This window comes from Methylocystis rosea SV97 (assembly GCF_000372845.1).
Taxonomy (GTDB): Bacteria; Pseudomonadota; Alphaproteobacteria; order Rhizobiales; family Beijerinckiaceae; genus Methylocystis; species Methylocystis rosea.
The window spans coordinates 2,649,631-2,669,414 of record NZ_KB889963.1; the positions used below are offsets into that span (position 1 = coordinate 2,649,631).

20 protein-coding genes are annotated in these 19,784 nt (G+C 62.1%); 7 read left to right on the top strand and 13 right to left on the bottom strand.

Annotated features, from left to right (window positions below; genetic code table 11):
* Window positions 1–8 precede the first annotated feature (8 nt).
* The 9 genes from A3OO_RS0114015 to A3OO_RS0114065 all read right to left on the bottom strand — a co-directional run bounded on the left by A3OO_RS0114015 (window position 9) and on the right by A3OO_RS0114065 (window position 8,483).
* Window positions 9–284, bottom strand: a complete 276-nt coding sequence (locus A3OO_RS0114015; protein ID WP_018408464.1) for a hypothetical protein — start codon at window positions 282–284, stop codon at window positions 9–11.
* A complete protein-coding gene (locus tag A3OO_RS0114020) occupies window positions 281–1,336 on the bottom strand; it encodes a hypothetical protein (RefSeq protein ID WP_018408465.1) in 1,056 nt (351 codons plus the stop codon). The genes A3OO_RS0114015 and A3OO_RS0114020 overlap by 4 nt, the downstream gene beginning before the upstream one ends.
* A 472-nt stretch (window positions 1,337–1,808) precedes the next feature.
* Window positions 1,809–2,504, bottom strand: a complete 696-nt coding sequence (locus tag A3OO_RS0114030; protein WP_018408467.1) for an HK97 family phage prohead protease — start codon at window positions 2,502–2,504, stop codon at window positions 1,809–1,811.
* Entirely contained in the window at window positions 2,501–3,193 is a 693-nt protein-coding gene (locus A3OO_RS0114035; protein ID WP_156824831.1) for a hypothetical protein, read from the bottom strand. The genes A3OO_RS0114030 and A3OO_RS0114035 overlap by 4 nt, the downstream gene beginning before the upstream one ends.
* A gap of 362 nt (window positions 3,194–3,555) precedes the next feature.
* On the bottom strand, window positions 3,556–3,843 hold the full coding sequence (locus A3OO_RS0114040; protein ID WP_018408469.1) for a hypothetical protein: 288 nt from the start codon (window positions 3,841–3,843) through the stop codon (window positions 3,556–3,558).
* Window positions 3,840–4,172 (bottom strand): hypothetical protein, encoded by a 333-nt coding sequence (locus A3OO_RS0114045; protein WP_156824832.1) that lies wholly within the window; start codon window positions 4,170–4,172, stop codon window positions 3,840–3,842. The genes A3OO_RS0114040 and A3OO_RS0114045 overlap by 4 nt, the downstream gene beginning before the upstream one ends.
* A gap of 365 nt (window positions 4,173–4,537) precedes the next feature.
* Entirely contained in the window at window positions 4,538–6,691 is a 2,154-nt protein-coding gene (locus tag A3OO_RS0114055; protein WP_018408472.1) for an AAA family ATPase, read from the bottom strand.
* Window positions 6,692–6,937: 246 nt separating this feature from the next.
* Complete coding sequence (locus A3OO_RS0114060; protein ID WP_040573447.1) at window positions 6,938–7,144, bottom strand: helix-turn-helix transcriptional regulator; 207 nt, start codon at window positions 7,142–7,144, stop codon at window positions 6,938–6,940.
* Window positions 7,145–7,328: 184 nt separating this feature from the next.
* A complete protein-coding gene (locus A3OO_RS0114065; RefSeq protein ID WP_018408474.1) occupies window positions 7,329–8,483 on the bottom strand; it encodes a phage integrase central domain-containing protein in 1,155 nt (384 codons plus the stop codon).
* Between the two features lie 426 nt (window positions 8,484–8,909).
* On the opposite strand from A3OO_RS0114065, the gene A3OO_RS0114070 reads away from it, so the two are divergent.
* Window positions 8,910–10,610 (top strand): adenylate/guanylate cyclase domain-containing protein, encoded by a 1,701-nt coding sequence (locus tag A3OO_RS0114070; protein WP_245257160.1) that lies wholly within the window; start codon window positions 8,910–8,912, stop codon window positions 10,608–10,610.
* Window positions 10,611–10,613: 3 nt separating this feature from the next.
* On the opposite strand, the gene A3OO_RS0114075 is transcribed toward A3OO_RS0114070, so the two are convergent.
* A complete protein-coding gene (locus A3OO_RS0114075; protein WP_018408476.1) occupies window positions 10,614–10,997 on the bottom strand; it encodes a YidH family protein in 384 nt (127 codons plus the stop codon).
* Window positions 10,998–11,113: 116 nt separating this feature from the next.
* Between A3OO_RS0114075 and hflK the strand changes: the two genes are divergently transcribed.
* The 3 genes from hflK to A3OO_RS0114090 all read left to right on the top strand — a co-directional run bounded on the left by hflK (window position 11,114) and on the right by A3OO_RS0114090 (window position 14,730).
* Window positions 11,114–12,253 (top strand): FtsH protease activity modulator HflK, encoded by a 1,140-nt coding sequence (gene hflK / locus A3OO_RS0114080; protein ID WP_245257161.1) that lies wholly within the window; start codon window positions 11,114–11,116, stop codon window positions 12,251–12,253.
* Window positions 12,250–13,176 carry a protease modulator HflC gene (hflC, locus tag A3OO_RS0114085; RefSeq protein WP_018408478.1) on the top strand — a complete coding sequence of 309 codons (927 nt, stop codon included), beginning with the start codon at window positions 12,250–12,252 and terminating at the stop codon, window positions 13,174–13,176. The genes hflK and hflC overlap by 4 nt, the downstream gene beginning before the upstream one ends.
* A gap of 63 nt (window positions 13,177–13,239) precedes the next feature.
* Window positions 13,240–14,730, top strand: a complete 1,491-nt coding sequence (locus tag A3OO_RS0114090) for a Do family serine endopeptidase (RefSeq protein ID WP_018408479.1) — start codon at window positions 13,240–13,242, stop codon at window positions 14,728–14,730.
* Between the two features lie 65 nt (window positions 14,731–14,795).
* Here A3OO_RS0114090 and serB read toward each other — a convergent pair whose 3' ends face one another.
* Window positions 14,796–15,698 carry a phosphoserine phosphatase SerB gene (gene serB / locus A3OO_RS0114095; RefSeq protein WP_018408480.1) on the bottom strand — a complete coding sequence of 301 codons (903 nt, stop codon included), beginning with the start codon at window positions 15,696–15,698 and terminating at the stop codon, window positions 14,796–14,798.
* Between the two features lie 27 nt (window positions 15,699–15,725).
* On the opposite strand from serB, the gene miaA reads away from it, so the two are divergent.
* A complete protein-coding gene (miaA, locus tag A3OO_RS0114100) occupies window positions 15,726–16,667 on the top strand; it encodes a tRNA (adenosine(37)-N6)-dimethylallyltransferase MiaA (RefSeq protein WP_018408481.1) in 942 nt (313 codons plus the stop codon).
* Here miaA and A3OO_RS0114105 read toward each other — a convergent pair.
* A complete protein-coding gene (locus tag A3OO_RS0114105; RefSeq protein WP_018408482.1) occupies window positions 16,630–17,454 on the bottom strand; it encodes an RMD1 family protein in 825 nt (274 codons plus the stop codon). The two genes, miaA and A3OO_RS0114105, sit on opposite strands and share 38 nt — an antisense overlap.
* A 121-nt stretch (window positions 17,455–17,575) precedes the next feature.
* Between A3OO_RS0114105 and fdxA the strand changes: the two genes are divergently transcribed.
* Window positions 17,576–17,914, top strand: coding sequence for a ferredoxin FdxA (gene fdxA, locus A3OO_RS0114110; protein ID WP_026222991.1), 339 nt, complete (start codon window positions 17,576–17,578; stop codon window positions 17,912–17,914).
* 325 nt (window positions 17,915–18,239) lie between these two features.
* Here fdxA and A3OO_RS24690 read toward each other — a convergent pair whose 3' ends face one another.
* On the bottom strand, window positions 18,240–18,896 hold the full coding sequence (locus tag A3OO_RS24690) for a hypothetical protein (protein WP_342446760.1): 657 nt from the start codon (window positions 18,894–18,896) through the stop codon (window positions 18,240–18,242).
* Between A3OO_RS24690 and A3OO_RS23005 the strand changes: the two genes are divergently transcribed.
* Window positions 18,856–19,776 (top strand): CarD family transcriptional regulator, encoded by a 921-nt coding sequence (locus A3OO_RS23005; protein WP_342446761.1) that lies wholly within the window; start codon window positions 18,856–18,858, stop codon window positions 19,774–19,776. The two genes, A3OO_RS24690 and A3OO_RS23005, sit on opposite strands and share 41 nt — an antisense overlap.
* Window positions 19,777–19,784: the final 8 nt, after the last annotated feature.

A 19,784-nucleotide genomic window follows, 5' to 3' on the forward strand; every position in this document is an offset into this window, starting at 1 on the left:
GCGGGTATTCACTTCGTGAAGGCTAGCTCCTCGTATTCCGCCCGATCGACGGTGCAGTCGACCATTCGGAGAAAATCTTTTTTCGTGAGCCCGATCTGTTTAGCCATCTGTCCTAACAGCGGGTCGCCGATTGTTCTATGAGATGAGCCGTGGCTCATCTTTGTTTTCCTTATCGTCTTCTTTCCGGCGAGATTCCAATAGATGTAATAGAAATGGTCGCCGGAATCTTTTTCAAAGCCCTTACGCTGCAGCGCGGCGTCGATATGGTCTCTTTCCCTGGTCACGGGCGCACCACTTTGAATCGTGACAGCAGAGCGTGTTTGACCGCCAAAGCTTCAGAGTCCAATTCATCGTCAGAAGCCAAGGCGTAGTGCCGCCAGAGCACATTCAACTCGGCCATCACGCACTGTCTTAGCTCGTCATAGCTTTGCGAAAACACGTCAATTCCTAACGACTTTTCCTGGACTAAAAAAATTCGATCTTGCCAGTCCACCGTCACCGGAATCGACAACGGGCGAACCGTTCCTATTAAATGCTCGTCTGCTCTGAACTGTTCGATTGGCTCTAGTGTCGGCTCCAGCTCTGTCGCAGTGTGCAGTTCTTTGAACGAACTGACGTCGCCCTTCTGATTGAACTTGGGATGGCCCACCAATTTGATGCGGCGCCGGACATTCGCCGTTAGCCAACGCTCCAACGGGAGAGGATAGTCGAGACGCAGCGCGGGTTCCTTGCTAGGCTTTATAGTCAAGATCGTCTGGGCGAAGTCGATCGCTCTCAGCTTCCCTACAATTGTCTCTTGATCTATCTCTGGGGGGCTTCCGGCTTCGTATCGCCGAAGTAGGCCCCGCGCTCGGTCTGCCCTGAAAGCGAATGGTCCACGGCTTCCCTCTCGTACCGTGATCTCTAGTCCGGTATCTTCCGGCGGAATAAGGCCAAGAGCGGCTTGCGCCATAAACCAACGCTCACGGGCGTTGGGAAGTGCCTGTTCGACCCTGCGCTCATCTCCACTATCGAACGCCTTCAATGTCTTCAACAGCTTGTTGCGGGCCGCCGCGACTGCAGGCGTGAAGGCGCCAGATTGCGATGCGATGTTAAACGGTTGGATGTGGCTCCCGGGGATGGGTGTCCGGCAGATGACAGCATATTCTCGCTTCACCTTCGCCGGAGGCTTCAATCGCTCACTAATTGAGCGCCCTTCCGATCGCATGCCAATGATGTAAACCATGCGCTGAAGCGCATTGAGGGACGCGATAACAGCATCGGCTGGAGCGCCGTCCAGCCGTTCCACAGACACACCGCCGAACTTGAGCTGTATATCGTCTGCCCGCTCTGCCACTTAGAGCCCGCCCCATCCGTTCGTCGGTCGTTTATAACTAGAACTGTGTTAACGCACTGCTTCAGCGCTGGAAAGGCACGGCCAACGAGTGACGCAGATGCCGCGGATCGCCGCCCATCGATGGCGCGCGAGCCTGCGCACGAGGTCGGGCTGGCGTGCGCCGCGGAGTAAGGCCTATGGCGTGCGCGCCAACATGCAGGGGCTCCCTCATCTTATGGTGAGTTCGATTCTTATGAGTTCGCCGTCGACATAGGGCGCGGGCCGTCAGCTTGACCAGCGCGTCCTCGGATCCGACCAGCGCGTCTAGCGACTTCTTCGCCGCGTCGGCGCCCGACGTTCGGACGTCGATTTCAATGCGTGAGCGGACGGCTTCGGCCATCGCTTAACCTCTCCTTAAACCCAGAGAAACCCGTCGGGACGTTCCGCGCTTTCGTATGCGGACGGCCTGCGGTCATCGTTCGACGCAATCTCTTCAACTTGGCTCATGCATGGCGACGATTGCGCCAAGCCGGCTAAACATGAAATCCGTTGATGCTTTCACGTTCTCGAATGCCTGGTCGCAAGCCGCTTTACGCGCCGCATTCGCTGTCACGGCGCCCTTGAAAAGATTACCGCCTCGCAAGTCTTCGCGAAGAGTTTTTCGGCCGCGTGCGTCGATCAGCCCGCACGACGTTCCCGGGACAGCGCCACGCTTGCAAATAGAGATCTCGCTCAGGTCGCACTCGTCGAGGACATGGACCGTCTTTCCCTCGATTGTGACAGTGTGCTCGCGAACGGTTCGGTAGCCTACTACAGACATCTCGGACCATTCACCAATTGCGACTTTACGAGCAAGGTGTTCTTGATGGTCGTCGCCTTTGCGAAGTTGGACCCGAAAGGCAAGGCCCCATTGATCTTGTATGAGCTCAAGCCGGTCGGCTGTGGTGGCGAACAAGCCAATTTCTTCGTGTTCCGTATAAGCCGAGATCGCCTTACCGCTCATCAGCGAAGCTGCGAAAGCGCCTGTCGCGAACGCTTCCCAACGCCGTAATCGGGCGTACCAATGGACCTTGTTCCAGAGACAGGCGTAGCCCTGGAGCGCCGGCGCAGACACGCCCACATCACGAAGGTCAAACCGATCAGCCTCGCGAACAAATTTAAACTCCATATCGGCGGAGAATCCGCTCATCGCAACGCCTCCGGAATTTCCTCGGCGCCGATTGCACCCTTCTCCACAGCCTCGCGGAGATAGTAGGCAACGCGGCCGCACCGATCGCGCGGGCTATCGAGAAATACCGGCGGATGTGCGAGTTGGCTCCACCAGACGTTCTCTGCGTTCAACATGTCGGCGATCTCGTCATACGCTCGCTGCGCCTCGCTGGCTGCAATCAAAGATCTAGCGACGGCAGCGATCCGCTCGAGTATCAGCGGCCCGATCTTCTCGCGCACAGCCTCCGACGCCTGGCCGTGAAGCACACGAAGCCGCGAGTCGAGGGCATTTATTGCCTGTTTGAGATCGTCCAGGTCGCGTTGCTTGGCGTTGAGCGTTTCTTGCTTCAGCAGGAAATCGTCGCGCGGCGCGGCGCTGGGTGCAACATCTCCGATAAGGTCAGACACGCGCGCCTCAGCCGCGCGATCAATCGGATTATGCCCGGTCTCTTCGCTGAGGGAGAGACTGCGCAGCTCGCGAGCGAGTTCGATGGCTTCTCGCTCGGTCGAAACCAGTCTGAGCGATAGCTCGTCGCGGCGCGTGCGCACCCGAGCATACTCCTCGCTCGCGCGGTCAAGGGACACCATCTCGGCGATGGTCGTATTCGGGGCCATTTCGGTCTTCGCCATTCTTTCCTTCCTCGGTGCCGCCAACATGATCGCCTCCATTCGTAATCACGAAAATAACTCCGCTCACGTCTGACAAAAACTGATGTGTCAGACTTTCTCTTTCTCGCGATCGGCGGCTCTCAACTTCCGAAACATGCGGCGCTCGAATGCAGCTAGAGCATAAGGCGCGCGAGCGCGGCCAACATGAAGGATCGCGGCGCGACATGACAGCCGACCGGCTGCTATCAGTTGGCGCACTTCCGAAAGCGCCGCGGCGTCGTTGATCGCCTGCCGCCGCCAGCCTGTACGAGGGCCCGAAGTGCTCGCTGAAAAGCCGCCCGTGAAGTTTCGTCCGCTGCCGTAGCCGATAGCTCCTCGAGCATCGCAGCCATCGTGTCAAAGTCCGGTCCTTGCATTGGCGTTCACTTTCGCTCGGATCCGGCGCCGACGTTCTCGGTAACGCCATCGCGAGAATCTTCGATTGCGAGACTCATCTGCGCCGGCGAAGGCGATGTGCGCGAGCCGATCGGACGCTTTGCGCCCGGGAGCGCTTCCTCAACAGCTGGCGGGCTATCGGCGTCAAGAGGGCGCGAGTAGCCGTGCGCCTGCAGCACATGCTCGAGCGCAACTTCGTCGACTTCGACGCGCAGCACGCGGCGGCCGCTCGCCCTCCGCACGCGACTGCGGCGCATGCGCTCGGCCGCGGTCATCTTTTCTGTTTCATTTTGCACGGGAAAATATTTTCTTCCTTAACCGGTCGCGCGCATCCGTTAGCATGGCTTTCATTGCACCCCCCAGGCAGACCTGCGAGCGCATGCGCGCGGCGGCGATTCGCGACAAGCGACCGAAGCCGCGCCACAATCGCGTCGGCGCTGAAAAACGCTTCAATATCGGTGGTGCCGCCTGCGATGAACTGCGCGATCGTGCGCTCATGAATCGTCGCGAGCGCACGCTCGAGCCGCGCGTCGTTGAGCACGGCGAGATTTTCGGCCTGCCGAAAGAGTTCAACGAGCGTCGCGGGATCGTCGACGTCGATCATCGGCGCCACCGATCCGCAAGCGCTTGAAGCTGCTCCTTCGTCGCCAGGCGCGGTGTGGAGTCACGCAAAACTTCGAACGGATCGAGTGCGTCTGGCGCGGTCGGCGGCGCCGCGGCGGGCGGTTGGGGCGTTGTCGCCGTGTGTTCGGGCGTCGCGTCGGGGTTGCGCGGCAAGCGCAATATGCGATTGCCGTTCTGTCCTCTCCGTTCGTCAAGATTCAAGGCCATCAAGTTCTGTTCGTTTCGGGTTGAATTTGTCGCCTAATTGCTCCGTTGCGTCTGCGTTGCACTTGCGTTGCATGCAACGCGCCCTGCGACGTGCGTTGCGTTGCACGCACCCTTTTAGGGGTGCAACGTGCAACGCACTCACGAGGGGATCTGGGGGATTTTCCATATAAGGTCCTCGTCCTCGGCGAAGACGCCTTTATCCAAGAGCCCGTTCTTCACGCGGCGGAAGTGCGACCGCCCCGTCGCCGAGAGCTGCCCCGTTTCGTTTTTGTCGAGGATGCCGCGGCTTTTGAGTATGTCGCGCAAGGCGTCGATAGAGACCCTGCGGCGAGCGGGGACGTTGTCCAAGCCCTGCGAAAGCACGGCGGCGCTCGCCAGCTCCTCGTAGGCGTTGATGAAGCTGCGCCGGACGAAGTCCAATTCGCTGCTCGCTCTGCCCTTCACGCCGGCGGACGCCTCTTCAGCCACGAATCCCGCGTCAGGATCGGAGCGGACGATTCGAGGCGCGAACTGCTGATAGTTCGCCGGTGAGCGTGTTCGAGCCTTTGTGAATTCGAGTCTGAACTGCGCGGCACAGGTATCCTCTTCCGCTCCATCCAGCTTGGAGAGCATGATGACGCTCTCCATCTGCCATTCGCGGGTTTTGGTTCCGAAGCCTTTCGAAGCATCGTGGCCAGTGTGGTGCATCCATACTTGCGCGATGCGGCGCGCCGAGATTTGCAACGTAAGGTCTTTGACTTGGCCCCACGCCTCTTCGTCACCCATGGCCCCCGCCAGCAGGGACATGATGTTGTCAAAAAAGATCACGTCCGGCTTTACGATATCGATCTCTCGCCAAAGCCATGCGCGCCCAAGGTCGCTGTTAAGGGGCGCCATTTCGTTGGGGCCGAGAACGTCCCGGTTGTAGCCGAATAGAGCAATGCCCTCGCCGTAGAGCCCGGCGACGATCTCTGAGCGTTCTTTGAAAAGGTCTGCACTCATTTCGCCGTCGAGATACATGACGCGCGCCGCGCGTCGGCCCTGCCAGCCGAGAAAATCCGCGCCTCCTGCGATCGCCGCAGCCCATGCAAGCGAGAATAGCGTTTTACCGATTCCAGTCGGGCCGATCAGAAGCAGGCGCGACGTGGTAGATAGGACGTCGCCGGAGACGAAGTCCCGTGGCGGCAAGTCGCGCGTGAGCCAGCTCGATATCCGCAGTTCGTCACGTGCCGTTGGCGGCGCGCCGAGGGCTTCTGTTATGCGCGCCTCGGCGCGCTCTTGAGCTTTCTGACGGTAGTCATCAATCCTGACGATCTCCGCATTCAAAGCGTTCTCATCGATCGGAAACGCATCAAAGGTCTCCGCGAGCGCCTGCGCCTGCTCGGCCGGCGTGACGTTCTCGGCCACCCAGGCGCGCAGGTCGTTCATGTTGCGGCTCTCGCAGTGGCCGTGGTGGCATTGGAAGCCGCCCGAGCCCGGCCGGTAGCCCGCCTCGTTGCGCGAATCGGAGTGCTCCGCCGCCCAAGGGCAGATGACTGAGACGAAGCCATTATCGTTGGGGGTGGCGTCGAGCAGCATCTCCTTAATATCGAAGAGCTTCAGAATGGGGTCGGCGCCGAGCTCCTCAGCGGTGGCGCGCCGCGCGCCAGCAATGTCTTTGAACTTCACGAGCGCGTCTTCGCTCAGGTCGACGCCCAGCCAGAAGGCGAGGTCCTCGACCGAATAGGCGATCTCCGGAGCCCAGACCGCCATTTGGTGCGGCCAGCCGGCGCCGCCGTTCTTCGCCTTGACGCTGTCCTTGTTGTTCGACCCGACGGGCAGGCGCGCGACGCGCGTGACGCCCTTCATGCCCGGATCTTTGAGCGACGGGTTGATGTCGGGATCATCGACTATGGCGCAGATCAGCGCGTTGAGCGCGCGGGCGTCGGTCCCGTTGGACAGCCGGTAGCCGTATTGCCAGTTGCCAGGCGATGTCTCCAGCTCGTAGGTCGCGGGCGGCATGACGGCGCGCACCTCGGCTTCGAGCAGCTTCGTGCCGACGTCGTCGATGACGAAGACAAATTGGCGCTCGAACAGCTCTTTCTTGCGCGCGAACTTGCCGTCACCGGCGGGCTTGAAGAGCGACACCGTGAAATAGTTGGAGGTCTCGACGGTTGGCTTGGCGATGTTCTTGCCGGCTTGGCGGACCCACCACGAATTCTCGCCCCAGGAGATCGGAACGCGGCGCCAGTCGTCGCCTGCGATAGCCTCCAAAAACTCCTGATTTGTAAGCGTGACGGGCGGCGCATTGCTCGCCTCGGCGTTTCGTGCCATTCTTCCGGCTTCCGTATGTCGTAAGAGAATGTTTTGAGGGGCGCGCCGGTCGCAGGGCGCGCCCCTCGTTTTCTAAGCGTCGCTAGGATCGTTTATTGACCGGCGCTTTCTTCGCTCCGCGGCGGAGGATTTTAGCGTCACGGCGCCGAAGGCTCCTGCGCGGCCTGCCCTCGTCGCCCGATTGCCGGCAAGTCCCGGCCCACGGATTGTAGGGGGCTGGATTTCGCGTTTTAGGACGCCGCATGATTATGCAGCCTCCCGCTCGGCGCCGCGCGCAGCAATGCGTGCCTCAAGCCACGCGATGACTTCGGCGCGGACGAATCCAATTCGCCGAGAGCCGAGAGACACGGCGACCGGAAAACGGTTTTCGTCGCGCAAGCGATTGATCGCCGTGCGTGACAACGACGTTAGCCGCGCGCACTGGTCCAAAGTAATGAGGATGGGGTGCTCCACTGTGCCGCTCCTTTCAAAATGAGCGGCCGGGGACGCAAGGGCCGCTTTGGTTAAGCAGCCCTAAACAATCACAAGTATTGATCTAATGGAAGCTAGACAATTCAAGTATTTACGGCGACAAATCCAACCATATTATTTGGCTACAAAACTAACCAGGAAGTATTAATTAGGCGACAAAACTAACCTAAATATCGCAGTAAGCCGCCCAAGCCTCCATCAATTCCCGCCGCTTTTCGAGCGCCGTTGAGCGCCGATAAGCCAATTCGACCTGATTCCCTACAGCATGAGCTAAACAGCCCTCGGCGATTTCGCGCTCGAATCCTGTCTTGTCGCCGGCCCAATCTCGGAAGCTGCTCCGCAGCCCATGCAGCGTTGCGGCCTTGTCGGGCGAAGCGAGGCGAAGCGCCTTCGTCATCGCTGTGTCGCTAATCGGGCGGCTATCGACGCCGCCGCCGAAAACGAGGTCGGAGGTCGCACGCTGGCGCATGGCCTCGACGATCTCCAGCGCGCGGTCGCAGAGCGGCGCAACATGCGCGCGGCCTGCTTTCATGCGCTCAGCCGGAACGGTCCATGTGCGGGCTTCTCTGTCGATTTCTGAAAAGGTCGCCCCGCGCGCCTCGCCGCTGCGCGCGCACGTCAACGCGAGAAATTCGACGCAGCGCGCCGCCACGCCGCTCGACGTCCGCAAAGCGGCCATCATTTCCGGGACCGCGGCATAAGCAAGCGCCACATGGTGGCCGCGCGAGAGCTTCTGGCGCGCCGGCATGACCTTATCGAGCAAGCCGCGCCACACTGCTGGATTGCCCGCCGTACGCCACTGGTGGGCGATCGCGTAATCAATAACGGCCTGAATCCGCGACCGCAGCCGGTCGGCCGTTTCCGGCCGTTCCTGCCAATGTGGCGCGAGACAGGCCTTGACGTCGCCGAGCGCGATGTCCGCGACCGGCATATCGTGAAGTGGCGCCGCATACTCGCGCAAGGTCATTTCCCATTGCTGGCAATGCTTAGCGTTGCGCCACTCCGGCGCCTTCGCAGATAGCAGTTCGTTCATACAATGTTTGAAGGTGACGACGCGCGGCGGCTTCCGTTCCGCCGCGGGGTCGAAGCCGCGCGCCAGCTTGTCGCGGATGGCGTCGGCCTTCTCTCTGGCCAGAGAGAGGGGGACGGGCGCCGTGCCCCGCCCAAAGCCGCCGAGGCCCAACTCTGTGCGCGTCTTGCCGCGCCGAAAGATGAAAACAAACTGCTTCGAGCCGCCCTTGCGAACGCGCAGGAAAAGCCCGTCGCCATCGGCGTAAATGCCCGGCTTATCGAGGGTTCGAATCCTCGTTTCGGAAAGCAACCGTCTCGCCAATTTCGCGTCCCTTTGCCATAACCGCGAAATCGACCATAGCGACCGATGCGTATCAATCAAGCACTTAGAGACGGTAAGGACGCCAAAAACGGCGGAGAAGCGGACACCGTCTCCGCCAGTCAAAATACGGTTTTGGGCCTGTTGGACGACTCGGTTGACGCGTCGCCGCGGGGCCCTGCTCCCGTCCGCCCCCAATATGTCAGCCGCGCCCGACGCTCAGGTTCAGGACCTGAAGCGCGTTCTGCGGGTTTTTCCCCCGGCATGTCCAAGGATAAAGCGGCGAGGCTGGCCCGGTCGACGTGCAACAACTTCCAGGGGTGCTAGGATTGCGCCGCTCCTCCTCTCAACGCCCGGAATCCGATGTCGCAACGTTTTGCCGTCCGCGCCTTTTCGCTCTCCATCAGAAGAAAGATTATGGGCATCGCTCTGGCGCTGATCGTTTTGATGGTCCTGACGTCCCTTCTCTCCATGATTATGGTTCGACGCACCGGCGAGCACTTCGCGCAGCTGTCGTCGAACTACATGCCCGCCTACGGCAATCTGGCGCGCGCCAATATTCGTTCTCTGGAGCGAGCGCTGACTCTCCGTCGAATGGTGATTGCGCGAACGGTCTCGTCGAATGATCACGGCGAATTTGAAGCTCTGAAGAAGGTGCTCGAAGAGAAGGGCGCCGCTGTTGAGAGCGAAATCCGCTCCGCGCGCGCCCTGATTGGCGGACTTATCCAGGACCGCAGCACCTTCGGCGACGAGTCGGCGCTGGTGCGCATCGACAGTCGTCTCGATAGCCTCTTAAGAGATTCACGCCGCCATCTGAACGAAGAGATCGACCGACTGCTCAAGGCGCTCGAAGCCAACGACGCGCGCGCCGTATCGGAAAACCTCGTGCGCGTCGACGAGTTCCGTGACGACGTCAATCGAAGCCTGGACGCCGTCCGCAGCGATATGCTCGCCCTGCTGCAAGCCGACAGCGCGGTCACGGTCGATATGCAACGTCAGGTCATGGTCGTCGCGGCCGCGCTAACCCTGTTCGCCGCGGCGCTGGGCGTTTTGTTCGCCATGTTGGTCAGCAATGGCGTCACGGTTCCGGTTCGACGGCTCCTCGAAGGGACGCGCGCTGTCGAGGCGGGCCAACTTGACGAAGTGATCGCCGTAACCACCTTCGACGAGATTGGTCATTTGACCGCCGCGTTCAACCGCATGGTCGAGCAACTGCGATTGAAAAAGCGCATCCTCGACACTTTCGGCAGATATATCGATCCGCGCGTGGTGAAGGGACTAATCGACGCCCCGACGCTGGCGGCCGAAGGTCAGCGCCGAGTCATGACGGTTCTCTTTTGCGACGTCGCCGGCTTCACCACGACGAGCGAACGCATGACGCCGCAGGGCCTCGTAAAAATCCTCAACCAATATTTCTCGACGATGTCGGCCCCGGTCAGAGAGCACGAGGGGATCATCGATAAATACATCGGCGACGCGATTATGGCCTATTGGGGTCCGCCCTTTAACGAGGATAGCGAGCAGACGCGTCTCGCCGCTCTTGCAGCAATCGACATGCTCAATCGCCTTGCAAGATTGCATGATTCCTTTCCTGAGATAATCGGCATGCGCAATGCGCCGATATCTTTCGATCTGCGCATTGGCGTTGCGACGGGAGAGGCGCTCGTCGGCAGCATCGGCTCCGAGCACATGATGAATTATACGGTGATCGGGGACACCGCCAATCTCGCTGCGCGTCTGGAGGGCGCCAATAAGATTTACGGATCGCGGATACTCGCATCGGAAGCGACTGCGATGGGCGCCGCCGATGTCGTCGAAACGCGCGAGATCGATCTCGTCGCGATGGCCGGTCAGGCCAGGCCTGAGCGGATTTACGAGATCATGGCTCGCAAGGGTTGCTTGACCAGCGAGCAGGAGGAGCTGCGCGCGCGCTTCTTAGAGGGCCTTGAGGCCTATCGCGAACGATCCTGGGACGCGGCGCGGCGCGCATTTTTGCAAGCTCTCGCGATTGCGCCGGAGGACGGGCCCTCGCTCACTTTCATCCGGCGAATCGACGCTCTGATCGCGGCGCCGCCGGAAAACGACTGGGACGGGTCCTGGAGGTTGGAGCAAAAGTGAAGCTCACGCGATCGCGAGATAGGCGCTAAACGCGGCGATCGTGAGCAGCAGCACGGCGAGGAAATACAGGCTGACGCTCGTCGCGCGCGCCGTATAGGGCTCGTCGCGCGCGAGCAATCGTGCGGTATGGATAAAACGAATCGTCGAAATGACGATCAGCATCACGCCCGCGCCAATGAGCGCCTCGCCGCCGTAACGGCCCGCCGGATGATCCAAACGATGGAGGTGCAGTCGTATGGCGTCGACGCTCACCGCGCCGGCGATGGTCAACAGGAAGAGATTGAATCGCTCAATGACGAAGCCAAGAGCGATGACCGCAATGCCTGTCCGCACCCAAGCGAGGAAGGTCCGCTCATTGGCCGCGATATTGGTGTAATCGCGAATCATGCCCTCTCCTCCGCACGAACGCTAATCGGTCGCGTCATTGCCGCAGCGCCGGCGAATGCCTATAACATTGCCAAACGCGGCGCGAGCGCCGCCCATTCCTCTTTATGCGAGACGACATGCCCTGGAGCGATCAAGGCGGGCCGCGCAATCAGAATAACAATCCGTGGGGTCAGCCCGGAGGTCCCTGGGGACAGGGTTCCGGCGGGCAGCCCCCGGACCTCGAAGAGATGCTGCGCCGTAGCCAGGAAGGCTTGAAAAAGGTTCTGCCGAGCGGATTCGGCGGACGCGGGCTCGCGATACTTGTGCTGGTCGCCGTGCTCGCATGGCTGCTCTCCGGGCTTTACACCGTCGGACCCAACGAGATCGGCCTCAACCTGATCTTCGGCAAATATATGGGAAAGACTCAGGCGGGCCTGAACTACAATCTTCCGGGTCCGATCGGATCCGTTGTCAAGCTAGCGGTTACCGACCGTAACATCACCGACGTCGGTTTCCGCGAAGAGCCGAGCGTCGTCTCAGAAGGGCGTCGCCGGGGGTCGGTCTCCGCGCCTCGAGGCCCCGAAGCGCCCGAAGAAAGCCTGATGCTGACCGGCGACGAGAACATCGCCGACGTCAAGTTTCGCGTCATCTGGCAAATTGATCCCGCGAAGCCGGAAGATTACGCCTTCAACGTCGCCAATCAGCCAGGAACAGTGAAGGCCGTGGCCGAAAGCGCCATGCGCGAGATCGTCGGCCAGACGCAAATTCAAAAAATTCTGACCGCCGATCGCAAGTTGATCGAGCCCGCCAGTCAGGCGTTGATGCAGAAGGTGCTCGAGGACTATCACGCCGGGGTGCTGGTGCTGCAGGTGCTCTTGCTTTCGGTCGATCCGCCGCAGCAGGTGATCGCGGCTTTTCGCGACGTGACCGCCGCCCAGCAGGATCTGCAGCGTCTCGGCAACGAGGCCGAAGCATACGCCAATCGAGTTGTTCCGGAAGCGCGCGGCGGCGCCGCCCGCATTCTGCAGGAGGCCGAGGGCTACCGCGAACAGATCGTCGCAGAGGCCCGCGGCCAGGCGTCGCGTTTTGAGCAAATTTACGCTCAATATAAAAACGCGCCCGCGATCACCCGCCAGCGTCTCTATCTTGAAACGATGGAGCGCGTGCTGGGCGGCTCAGAGAAAATCATTCTCGACGATCCGTCGAAAGCCGGCGGCGGCGTGACGCCCTTCGTGCCCCTGCCCGCCTTTACGCCATTCCAAGGAGGCCGCAAATGAGGTCTGGCCTTCTCTTCGCGCTCGCCGTCGCGCTACTTATCGGCGTCATCGCCGTCGGCGGAGCCCTCTTCACCGTATCGCAAACCGAACAAGCGGTGGTGCTGCGGTTCGGCGAACCCGTGCCCGGCCGAGGACTTATCACCGAGCCCGGCCTCCACTTCAAATTTCCGCTTGTCGAGAATGTCGTCACCTTCGACAACCGCATTCTCGACGTTGAGAGCCCGAATCTGGAAGTTCTCGCCGCCGACAATCAGCGACTCGAGGTCGACAGCTTCATCCGCTATCGCATCGTCGACGCGCTGCGGTTCTATCAGACCGTTAACAGCGTCATGGGCGCGAACAATCAGCTTGGTTCAGTGTTGAACTCCGCCGTCCGACGCGTGCTGAGCGAAGCCAACCAGCAGCAGATCGTGCGCGACGAGCGCGCCGGATTGATGGTGAAGATCAAGGAGCAGGCGGACCGCGAGGCGCGAAAGTTCGGGGTGCAGGTCGTCGACGCGCGCATTCGCCGCGTCGATCTCCCGCAGCAGATCTCCGAAAAGGTTTTCGGGCGCATGCAGACCGAGCGCCAGCGCGAGGCCGCCGAATATCGCGCCCAAGGTTCGGAGCAGGCGCAAAAAATCACCGCCAGGGCCGACCGCGACGTCGTTGTGCTGAAAGCCGAAGCGCAACAAAAGGCCGACCAGATGAAGGGCGAAGGCGACGCCGAGCGCAACCGCATCTTCGCCGAAGCTTTCGGCCGGGATCCCGACTTCTTCGCTTTCTATCGGTCGATGCAAGCCTATGAGAGCGCTTTCAAGCCGGGGGAGACGCGATTCTTGATCAGTCCACGATCGGAATTCTTCCGTTTTTTCTCAGCTCCGGAGGCGAGCGCCGCGCTGAGCGCGGACCAATTGGAACCGGAGCGAAACCAAAAAAAGTGACCCGCAAGCGCGTGCGTTGAGCCGCGCCCGGGCATATCTTGTCCCTGACAGGAGACATAACGCATGACGCCCGCACTTCGTCGCGCCGCGAGAGCGATCCTCGCGACCGCGCCCGTACTCTACCTCGTCGTCGCTCCGGCGCAGGCGAAAGGTCCCGATTCGCTGTCCGAACTCTCCACCCAGGTTTCGGACGCCGTGGTCAATATTTCCGCCACCACGGTAGATGCGAAACGCAGCTCCCGGAACGAAGGCGGCCCCAACCTGCCGCCCGGAGTCGGACCGGGCGCGCCCTTCGACGATCTTTTCGAGGAATTCTTCCGGCGGCGTGGCCAGGGAATGCCGGAACTGCCGCGTCAGCGCAGATCAAGTTCGCTCGGCTCCGGTTTCGTGATCGACCCCTCCGGCATCGTGATCACTAACAACCATGTCATCGCCGACGCCAATGAGGTGACGGTGATCCTCAACGACGGCCAGAAGCTCAAGGCGGAAGTCCTGGGCAAGGACCAGAAAGTGGACGTGGCGGTTCTGAAGGTGAAGCCGGAAAAGCCGCTGAAGGCGGTGAAGTTCGGCGACAGCGACAAGGCGAAGGTGGGCGATTGGGTGCTCGCCGTCGGCAACCCGTTCGGACTCGGCGGATCGGTGACGGCCGGCATCGTTTCGGCGCGCAACCGCAACATCGATAGCGGTCCATACGACAACTACATTCAGACCGACGCCTCCATCAACAAGGGGAATTCCGGCGGACCGCTGTTCAACATGGACGGCGAAGTCATCGGCATCAACACCGCGATCCTGTCGCCATCCGGCGGCTCGGTCGGCATCGGTTTCGCGACGCCGGCAAATACCGTTGAGCCCGTCATCGTGCAGTTGCAGCAATTCGGCGAGACCCGCCGCGGCTGGCTCGGCGTCCGGATTCAGAACATCGACGACGCCATCGCCGATACGCTCAATCTCGGCGCGACGCGCGGCGCGCTCGTCGCCGGCGTCGACGACAAGGGACCCTCCAAGCCGGCGGGGCTGAAGGTGGGCGACGTGATCGTCAAATTCGACGGCAAGCCGATCAAGGAGTCGCGCGATTTGCCGAAACTCGTCGCAGCGACCCCGGTCGGCAAGGATGTCGAACTCGTCGTCGTGCGCAGCGGCAAGGAGCAGACCAAGACCGTCAAGCTGGGTCGCCTTGAGGACGGGGAGAAGGTCGCGTCCAAGGACGGCGACGAAAAGGAGAAGTCCGAAAGCGGCGGCGACGGGTCCTCGCAGAGCGTGCTGGGGCTGGAACTGTCGCGTCTCTCGGATGCGTTGAGGTCGCGCTATCAGATCAAGGACACCGTTAAGGTCGGTGTTGTCATCACCGCCGTCGATCCGCGCTCGGAGGCGGCCGAGAAACGCCTGCAGGCGGGCGAGGTGCTGCTTGAGGTCAATCAGGAAGCGGTGAGCGACCCGGCGGACGTGCTCAAGAAAATCAAGACCCTGAAAGGCGCGGGCAAGAAGACTGCGCTGCTGATCGTCGCGAACGGCCAGGGCGACGCGCATTTCGTCGCCTTGCCGGTGGAGTGATTAATCACTCTTCCGCCTCCGGCGGGAGAGGGATTCACGCCGGGCGAGGCAGAAGGAGGGGGCTGTCAGTCGACAAACTCCTCGCGCCTGTACCCCTGCGCGAAGAGCACCGCGGTCAGATCGGCATGGTCGATACGCGCATCCGCCGCCTGCGCCACTTTCGGCTTGGCGTGAAAGGCGACGCCGAGACCCGCCTCGCGCAGCATGGCAAGATCATTGGCGCCGTCCCCGATCGCCAGCGTCGCTTCGCGCGACAGCCCTCGCGCCTCGCGCAATCCGATAAGGGACGCGCGCTTGGCTTCGCTTCCCAGGATCGGCGCGACGACCGCGCCTGTCAGCGCGCCGTCAGCAATTTCGAGGCGATTGGCGCGCGTCTCATGAAAGCCGATGCGCTCGGCGACGGGCTCGGTGAATTGCGTGAAGCCGCCCGACACCAGCGCGGTATGGGCGCCATGCGCCCGCATGGTGCGCACAAGCTGCCGCGCGCCGAGCGTCAAAGTGATGCGCGTCAGCAGCGTCTCGATCTGCGTAAGGGTCACGCCCGCAAGCAGCGCGACCCGCTCCCTCAAGGCGCCCTCGAACGCGACCTCGCCGCGCATTGCGCGCTCGGTGATCGCCGCGACATGCTCGCGCAAGCCGACGAGGTCAGCGAGCTCGTCGATGCACTCCTGCCCGATCATGGTCGAATCCATGTCGGCGACCAGCAGTTTCTTGCGCCGGCCCGTCGTCGGCTGAACGATGACGTCGATCGGATCGTCCGCGATCGCCACCTGCAGCCGCGCGCGCAAGTCGGCAAGGTCATGCCCCGCCCCCGCCAGGAACGCGTCAACGGCATGATCGGGCGCGAGCCAATCACGCCCTGCGTCGATCAATCCAGAGTCGTATAGCGCGCCCGACACCGCGCGTTCGTTCAGCGCCGCGTCCCGTCCGGCGACGAAGGTCGCGACGTACTCGATGGGCTTTGACATCTCCACCGTTTCAGCGGCAATAGCGCCATGCGCGCACGCGCCATTCTCATTGCAGGTCCAACCGCTTCGGGCAAGTCCGCGCTAGCGCTCGAATTCGCGCGCCGCCGGCGCGGCGCGGTGGTCAACGCCGATTCGATGCAGGTCTATCGCGACCTGCGGATCGTCACCGCGCGCCCGACGATCGAGGAGGAAGCCGCCGCGCCGCATCTTCTCTTTGGCCACGTCGATGCGGCGACGAACTATTCCGTCGGACGCTGGCTCGAGGATCTCGCACGCGTTCTACGCGACCTCGATGCGCGCGAATTGACGCCGATTCTCGTCGGCGGCACGGGAATGTATTTCCGGGCGGTGCTTTACGGACTTTCGGACATTCCCGCCGTTCCCGGCGACGTGCGCGATGCGATGCGCGCCTGGGCGCAGGACAAGACCCCGCAGCAGCTTCATGCCGAACTTGCCGCGCGCGACCCCGCAACGGCCGCCGTGCTGCGCAAGACCGATCCACAGCGGCTGTTGCGGGCTTTGGAAGTCCTGGAGGCGACAGGCAAGCCGCTCGTTTCCTTTCAGGGTCCGCGCAGCCCGCCGATTCTGAAGGCGTCGGAATGCGCCGCCTTTTTCCTGGCGCCCGAGCGGGAGACGCTTTACGCGCGCATCGACGCGCGCTTCGAGAGAATGACGCAAGCGGGCGCGCTCGACGAGGTCGCGGCGCTCAAGGCGCGGGGACTCGATCCGTCGCTGCCGGCGATGCGTGCGCATGGCGTGCCCCACCTCATCGCTTATCTCGACGGACGACTAACGCTTGCGGAAGCGATTTTGCGCAGTCAGCTCGATACGCGCCGCTACGCCAAGCGTCAGTTCACCTTCGCGCGACACCAGCTTCCGAATTTCGAATGGATTGCTGGCGAAACGCCGCTGCGCGACGTCGAAGAAGCGCTCAGCTCATGCGCGCGACCCACATCTGGAACAGGGTGAGGACGATCTCCATCGCGATCAATATGATGATCGTCCACTCCAGCCGAACCGAGCGCGCCGCGTCGATGAGATCGGTCAGCGCGCGGGCGGTCTCGCCAATCACATCGATCTTGGCGTTGAGCGTGCGGGCCCGCGGCGTAAGTTCGTACTCATCCTCGAGACGCGCATAGAGCCTTTCGAGGTCAGGCCGATCCCAAAGCACATCCGGCTTGTCGTCGACGGCGACGCGGCCTGAAACGCGGTGCCGCACGAGCAGTGTCTGGCCCATGAGCTCCAACATGGATTTGCGCTTCCATGGCGGGCTGCCCCTCGCCGCAAGTTCCGCGGCGAAGGGCTCGATCGTGTCGAAAACGGCGTTGACGCGCCGCTCGTCACGCCCCAGGGCGACGCTTTTCGCCAAGACGTCGGCGATCACCAGCAACCGCGCTTCGGAAAGGTCCTTTACCGCGAGGCGTCCGTCCGGCAGCGCCTTCTCCTCGCCGTCGGGAGTCGCTTCGATGATCAACGTCTCGTCGTCGCCCCGCGACGCGCCCGCAACGCGAAGGCCGATCTTTTGGACGATCTCATCCTCCTCCAACGGAGAAAGGCCGAAGAGAACGGCGACCCCGAAGCGGTAGAGCACGGCGAATCCGCTCTGCCCGGCGTGAAACGCGAGAGGCGCCGTGGAAACGAGATCAGCCCGTTCGAGCCCGTCGGTGTCGATCCGCTCGCCAAGCAGCAGGGCGCGCGCCGTCAGCGCCTGCCGGCTGATCGCGGTCGTCGCGGGCGAATTTATCGTTTCGACCATTTGCTGACCTTGTAGGTTGCAAGCGCAATTATATCTCTGACGCGCGCCCTCGTTCTGCTCGCCTTGCGTGACGCTGGCAAAAAAGCTAGCAAGCGGCAAGGTCGCGGGAGAGATCACCCTTATGACTTATGTCGTCACGGAAAACTGCATCAAGTGCAAGTATATGGACTGCGTTGAAGTGTGTCCGGTGGACTGTTTCTACGAAGGCGAAAATATGCTGGTGATCCACCCGGACGAGTGCATCGACTGCGGCGTGTGCGAACCCGAGTGCCCGGCTAACGCCATCAAGCCTGATACGGAAGAGAATTTGGAGCAGTGGCTGCAGCTTAACGCCGAGATGGCGCAGAACTGGCCCAACATCACCCTCAAGCGGGAGCCGCCCTCCGACGCCAAGGAATGGGACGGCAAGCCGGGCAAATTCGAGCAGTTCTTTTCGCCGGAGGCCGGCGAGGGAGACTGAACTGCGTTCAGAGCGAGTCTGGCGCCCAACTTGCGAATCCTGGCGCGCAAGTTGCCCGTGATGAGTTTCCACATCCTTAATTAATCTAAAATGTAAGGCATGATAATAAGTTAGCGTAGTTTGCGGTCTCAGCGCAGGCGCCGCTCGCGCGCATATGCCTTTGATTTTCACGTGTGGGCGTGTTATAAATCACACACTAAATGCACGCCTTGTCGAAGGGGCGATGCGGCGCCAGTCACCGTCTCGCGACAAATTCGAAAGCCTCTCTTCTCGAGGGCCGGCTGGTTGGTCGGCTGTTGGGTATGCGGCGCTAGCAAGGTTTCCACTAGCTGCCTTCGCGGCGCCTCCGTGGCTTTTTCGCCGGCGGTATGCGCGAGTCGTCAGGCAGCGATGGTCCCGTCTCCACAGCGGGACAGCATAGGAGTAGCCCGCGTATGCCCTCCAACAAAACCGAGAAAAAGTCGCCTGCGACTGCCTCCTCCGCAGCAGCACGCGGCAAGGGCTCGGCCGCTCGCTCCAAGACGCTCGCTAAGCGAGCCACCAAGAGCGGCGCGACGAAAACCGCCGCAGCGAAGAATTCGACATCGAAGAAGCCGGCCAGCCGCTCCGCCTCGGCAGCAAAGCCCGCGCGCGCCGCCGCCGCTTCGAGCCGGAAAGCAAGCGCAAAAACCTCCGCAAAAGCCGCGAGAACGATGACAGCCAAAACAACGACGACGAAATCGAAATCAACGGCAAAAGACAAGACCGCCAAGACCCCGGCGCGCGCCACGGCGACGCGGCGGACTGCGAGCGCTCGCAGCGTTGCCCGCGCCTCCGCAGCTAAGCCGGCGGCGAAGTCGACGAGCGCCAAGACTGCGGCCGCAGGCAAGACTGCGGTCGCCGGTAAGAGCGCGACGAAGCGCGCCGTGGCCGCGAAGGCGGCCAAAACGGCGGTGGAAAAGGTGAGCGCCAGCGCAAAGACGCCGGCGGCGAACCCAGTCACGCCCAAGACCGCGGCGGCGAAGCCCGCCGAAGCGGCGACGCCGACGGCAGCGGTCAAGCAGCCGGTGGCCAAGCAGCCGGTGGCCAAGCAGCCGGTGGCCAAGCAGCCGGTGGCGAAGCCCATCGAGCAGAAGCCGGCGGCGCCAGTCGCGCCTGCGGCGGCAAAGCCGCGTCCCCTCGTGGAGGCGGAGCCGAAACCCGTTGGAGAGACGGTCGAGCCCCCGCCCCTAGCGACTTCTCAGGAGCCCTCGGCGGCGCCCGGCGTCGGCGCACGACCGGGCATGCCCGCCAAGCCGAAGCCGGCGACGCCCTCCGCCAAGCCTGGTTTCAAGCTCAACGAATACATCGTCTATCCCGCGCACGGCGTCGGACAGATCGTCGGTGTGGAGACGCAAGAGGTCGCGGGCTTCAGCCTGGAGCTCTTTGTCGTGAGCTTCATCAAGGACAAGATGACCCTCAAAGTGCCCACCAGCAAAGTCGTCAGCGTCGGTATGCGCAAGCTCGCCGATACGGCCATCGTTGACAGGGCGCTGCAAACGCTGAGCGGTCGCGCGCGCGTCAAGCGCACCATGTGGTCGCGCCGCGCTCAAGAATATGAGGCGAAAATCAACTCGGGCGATCTCATCACCATCGCCGAGGTGGTTCGCGACCTGTACCGGTCCGATACTCAGCCCGAGCAGTCATACTCGGAACGCCAGCTTTACGAGGCCGCCTTGGACCGTATGGCGCGTGAAGTCGCCGCCGTGCGCAAGCTCATCGATTCGGAATCGCTGAAGTTGATCGAATCTTTTCTGCTGAAAGGCCCTCGCCGCGGGCCGAAGGCGGAGGGGGACGTGGGCGATGACGGCGGGGATGAGGCTGACGTGGACCGGGCCGCCTAATCAGCAAT

Excerpts from the sequence above, each read along its gene's own strand:
- A3OO_RS0114030 (WP_018408467.1), bottom strand. The coding sequence starts at position 2,504 with ATGAGCGGATTCTCCGCCGATATGGAGTTTAAATTTGTTCGCGAGGCT.
- A3OO_RS0114035 (WP_156824831.1), bottom strand. The coding sequence starts at position 3,193 with ATGGAGGCGATCATGTTGGCGGCACCGAGGAAGGAAAGAATGGCGAAG.
- A3OO_RS0114040 (WP_018408469.1), bottom strand. The coding sequence starts at position 3,843 with ATGACCGCGGCCGAGCGCATGCGCCGCAGTCGCGTGCGGAGGGCGAGC.
- A3OO_RS0114045 (WP_156824832.1), bottom strand. The coding sequence starts at position 4,172 with ATGATCGACGTCGACGATCCCGCGACGCTCGTTGAACTCTTTCGGCAG.
- A3OO_RS0114055 (WP_018408472.1), bottom strand. The coding sequence starts at position 6,691 with ATGGCACGAAACGCCGAGGCGAGCAATGCGCCGCCCGTCACGCTTACA.
- A3OO_RS0114070 (WP_245257160.1), top strand. The coding sequence starts at position 8,910 with ATGGGCATCGCTCTGGCGCTGATCGTTTTGATGGTCCTGACGTCCCTT.
- A3OO_RS0114075 (WP_018408476.1), bottom strand. The coding sequence starts at position 10,997 with ATGATTCGCGATTACACCAATATCGCGGCCAATGAGCGGACCTTCCTC.
- hflK (WP_245257161.1), top strand. The coding sequence starts at position 11,114 with ATGCCCTGGAGCGATCAAGGCGGGCCGCGCAATCAGAATAACAATCCG.
- hflC (WP_018408478.1), top strand. The coding sequence starts at position 12,250 with ATGAGGTCTGGCCTTCTCTTCGCGCTCGCCGTCGCGCTACTTATCGGC.
- A3OO_RS0114090 (WP_018408479.1), top strand. The coding sequence starts at position 13,240 with ATGACGCCCGCACTTCGTCGCGCCGCGAGAGCGATCCTCGCGACCGCG.
- serB (WP_018408480.1), bottom strand. The coding sequence starts at position 15,698 with ATGTCAAAGCCCATCGAGTACGTCGCGACCTTCGTCGCCGGACGGGAC.
- miaA (WP_018408481.1), top strand. The coding sequence starts at position 15,726 with ATGCGCGCACGCGCCATTCTCATTGCAGGTCCAACCGCTTCGGGCAAG.
- A3OO_RS0114105 (WP_018408482.1), bottom strand. The coding sequence starts at position 17,454 with ATGGTCGAAACGATAAATTCGCCCGCGACGACCGCGATCAGCCGGCAG.
- fdxA (WP_026222991.1), top strand. The coding sequence starts at position 17,576 with ATGACTTATGTCGTCACGGAAAACTGCATCAAGTGCAAGTATATGGAC.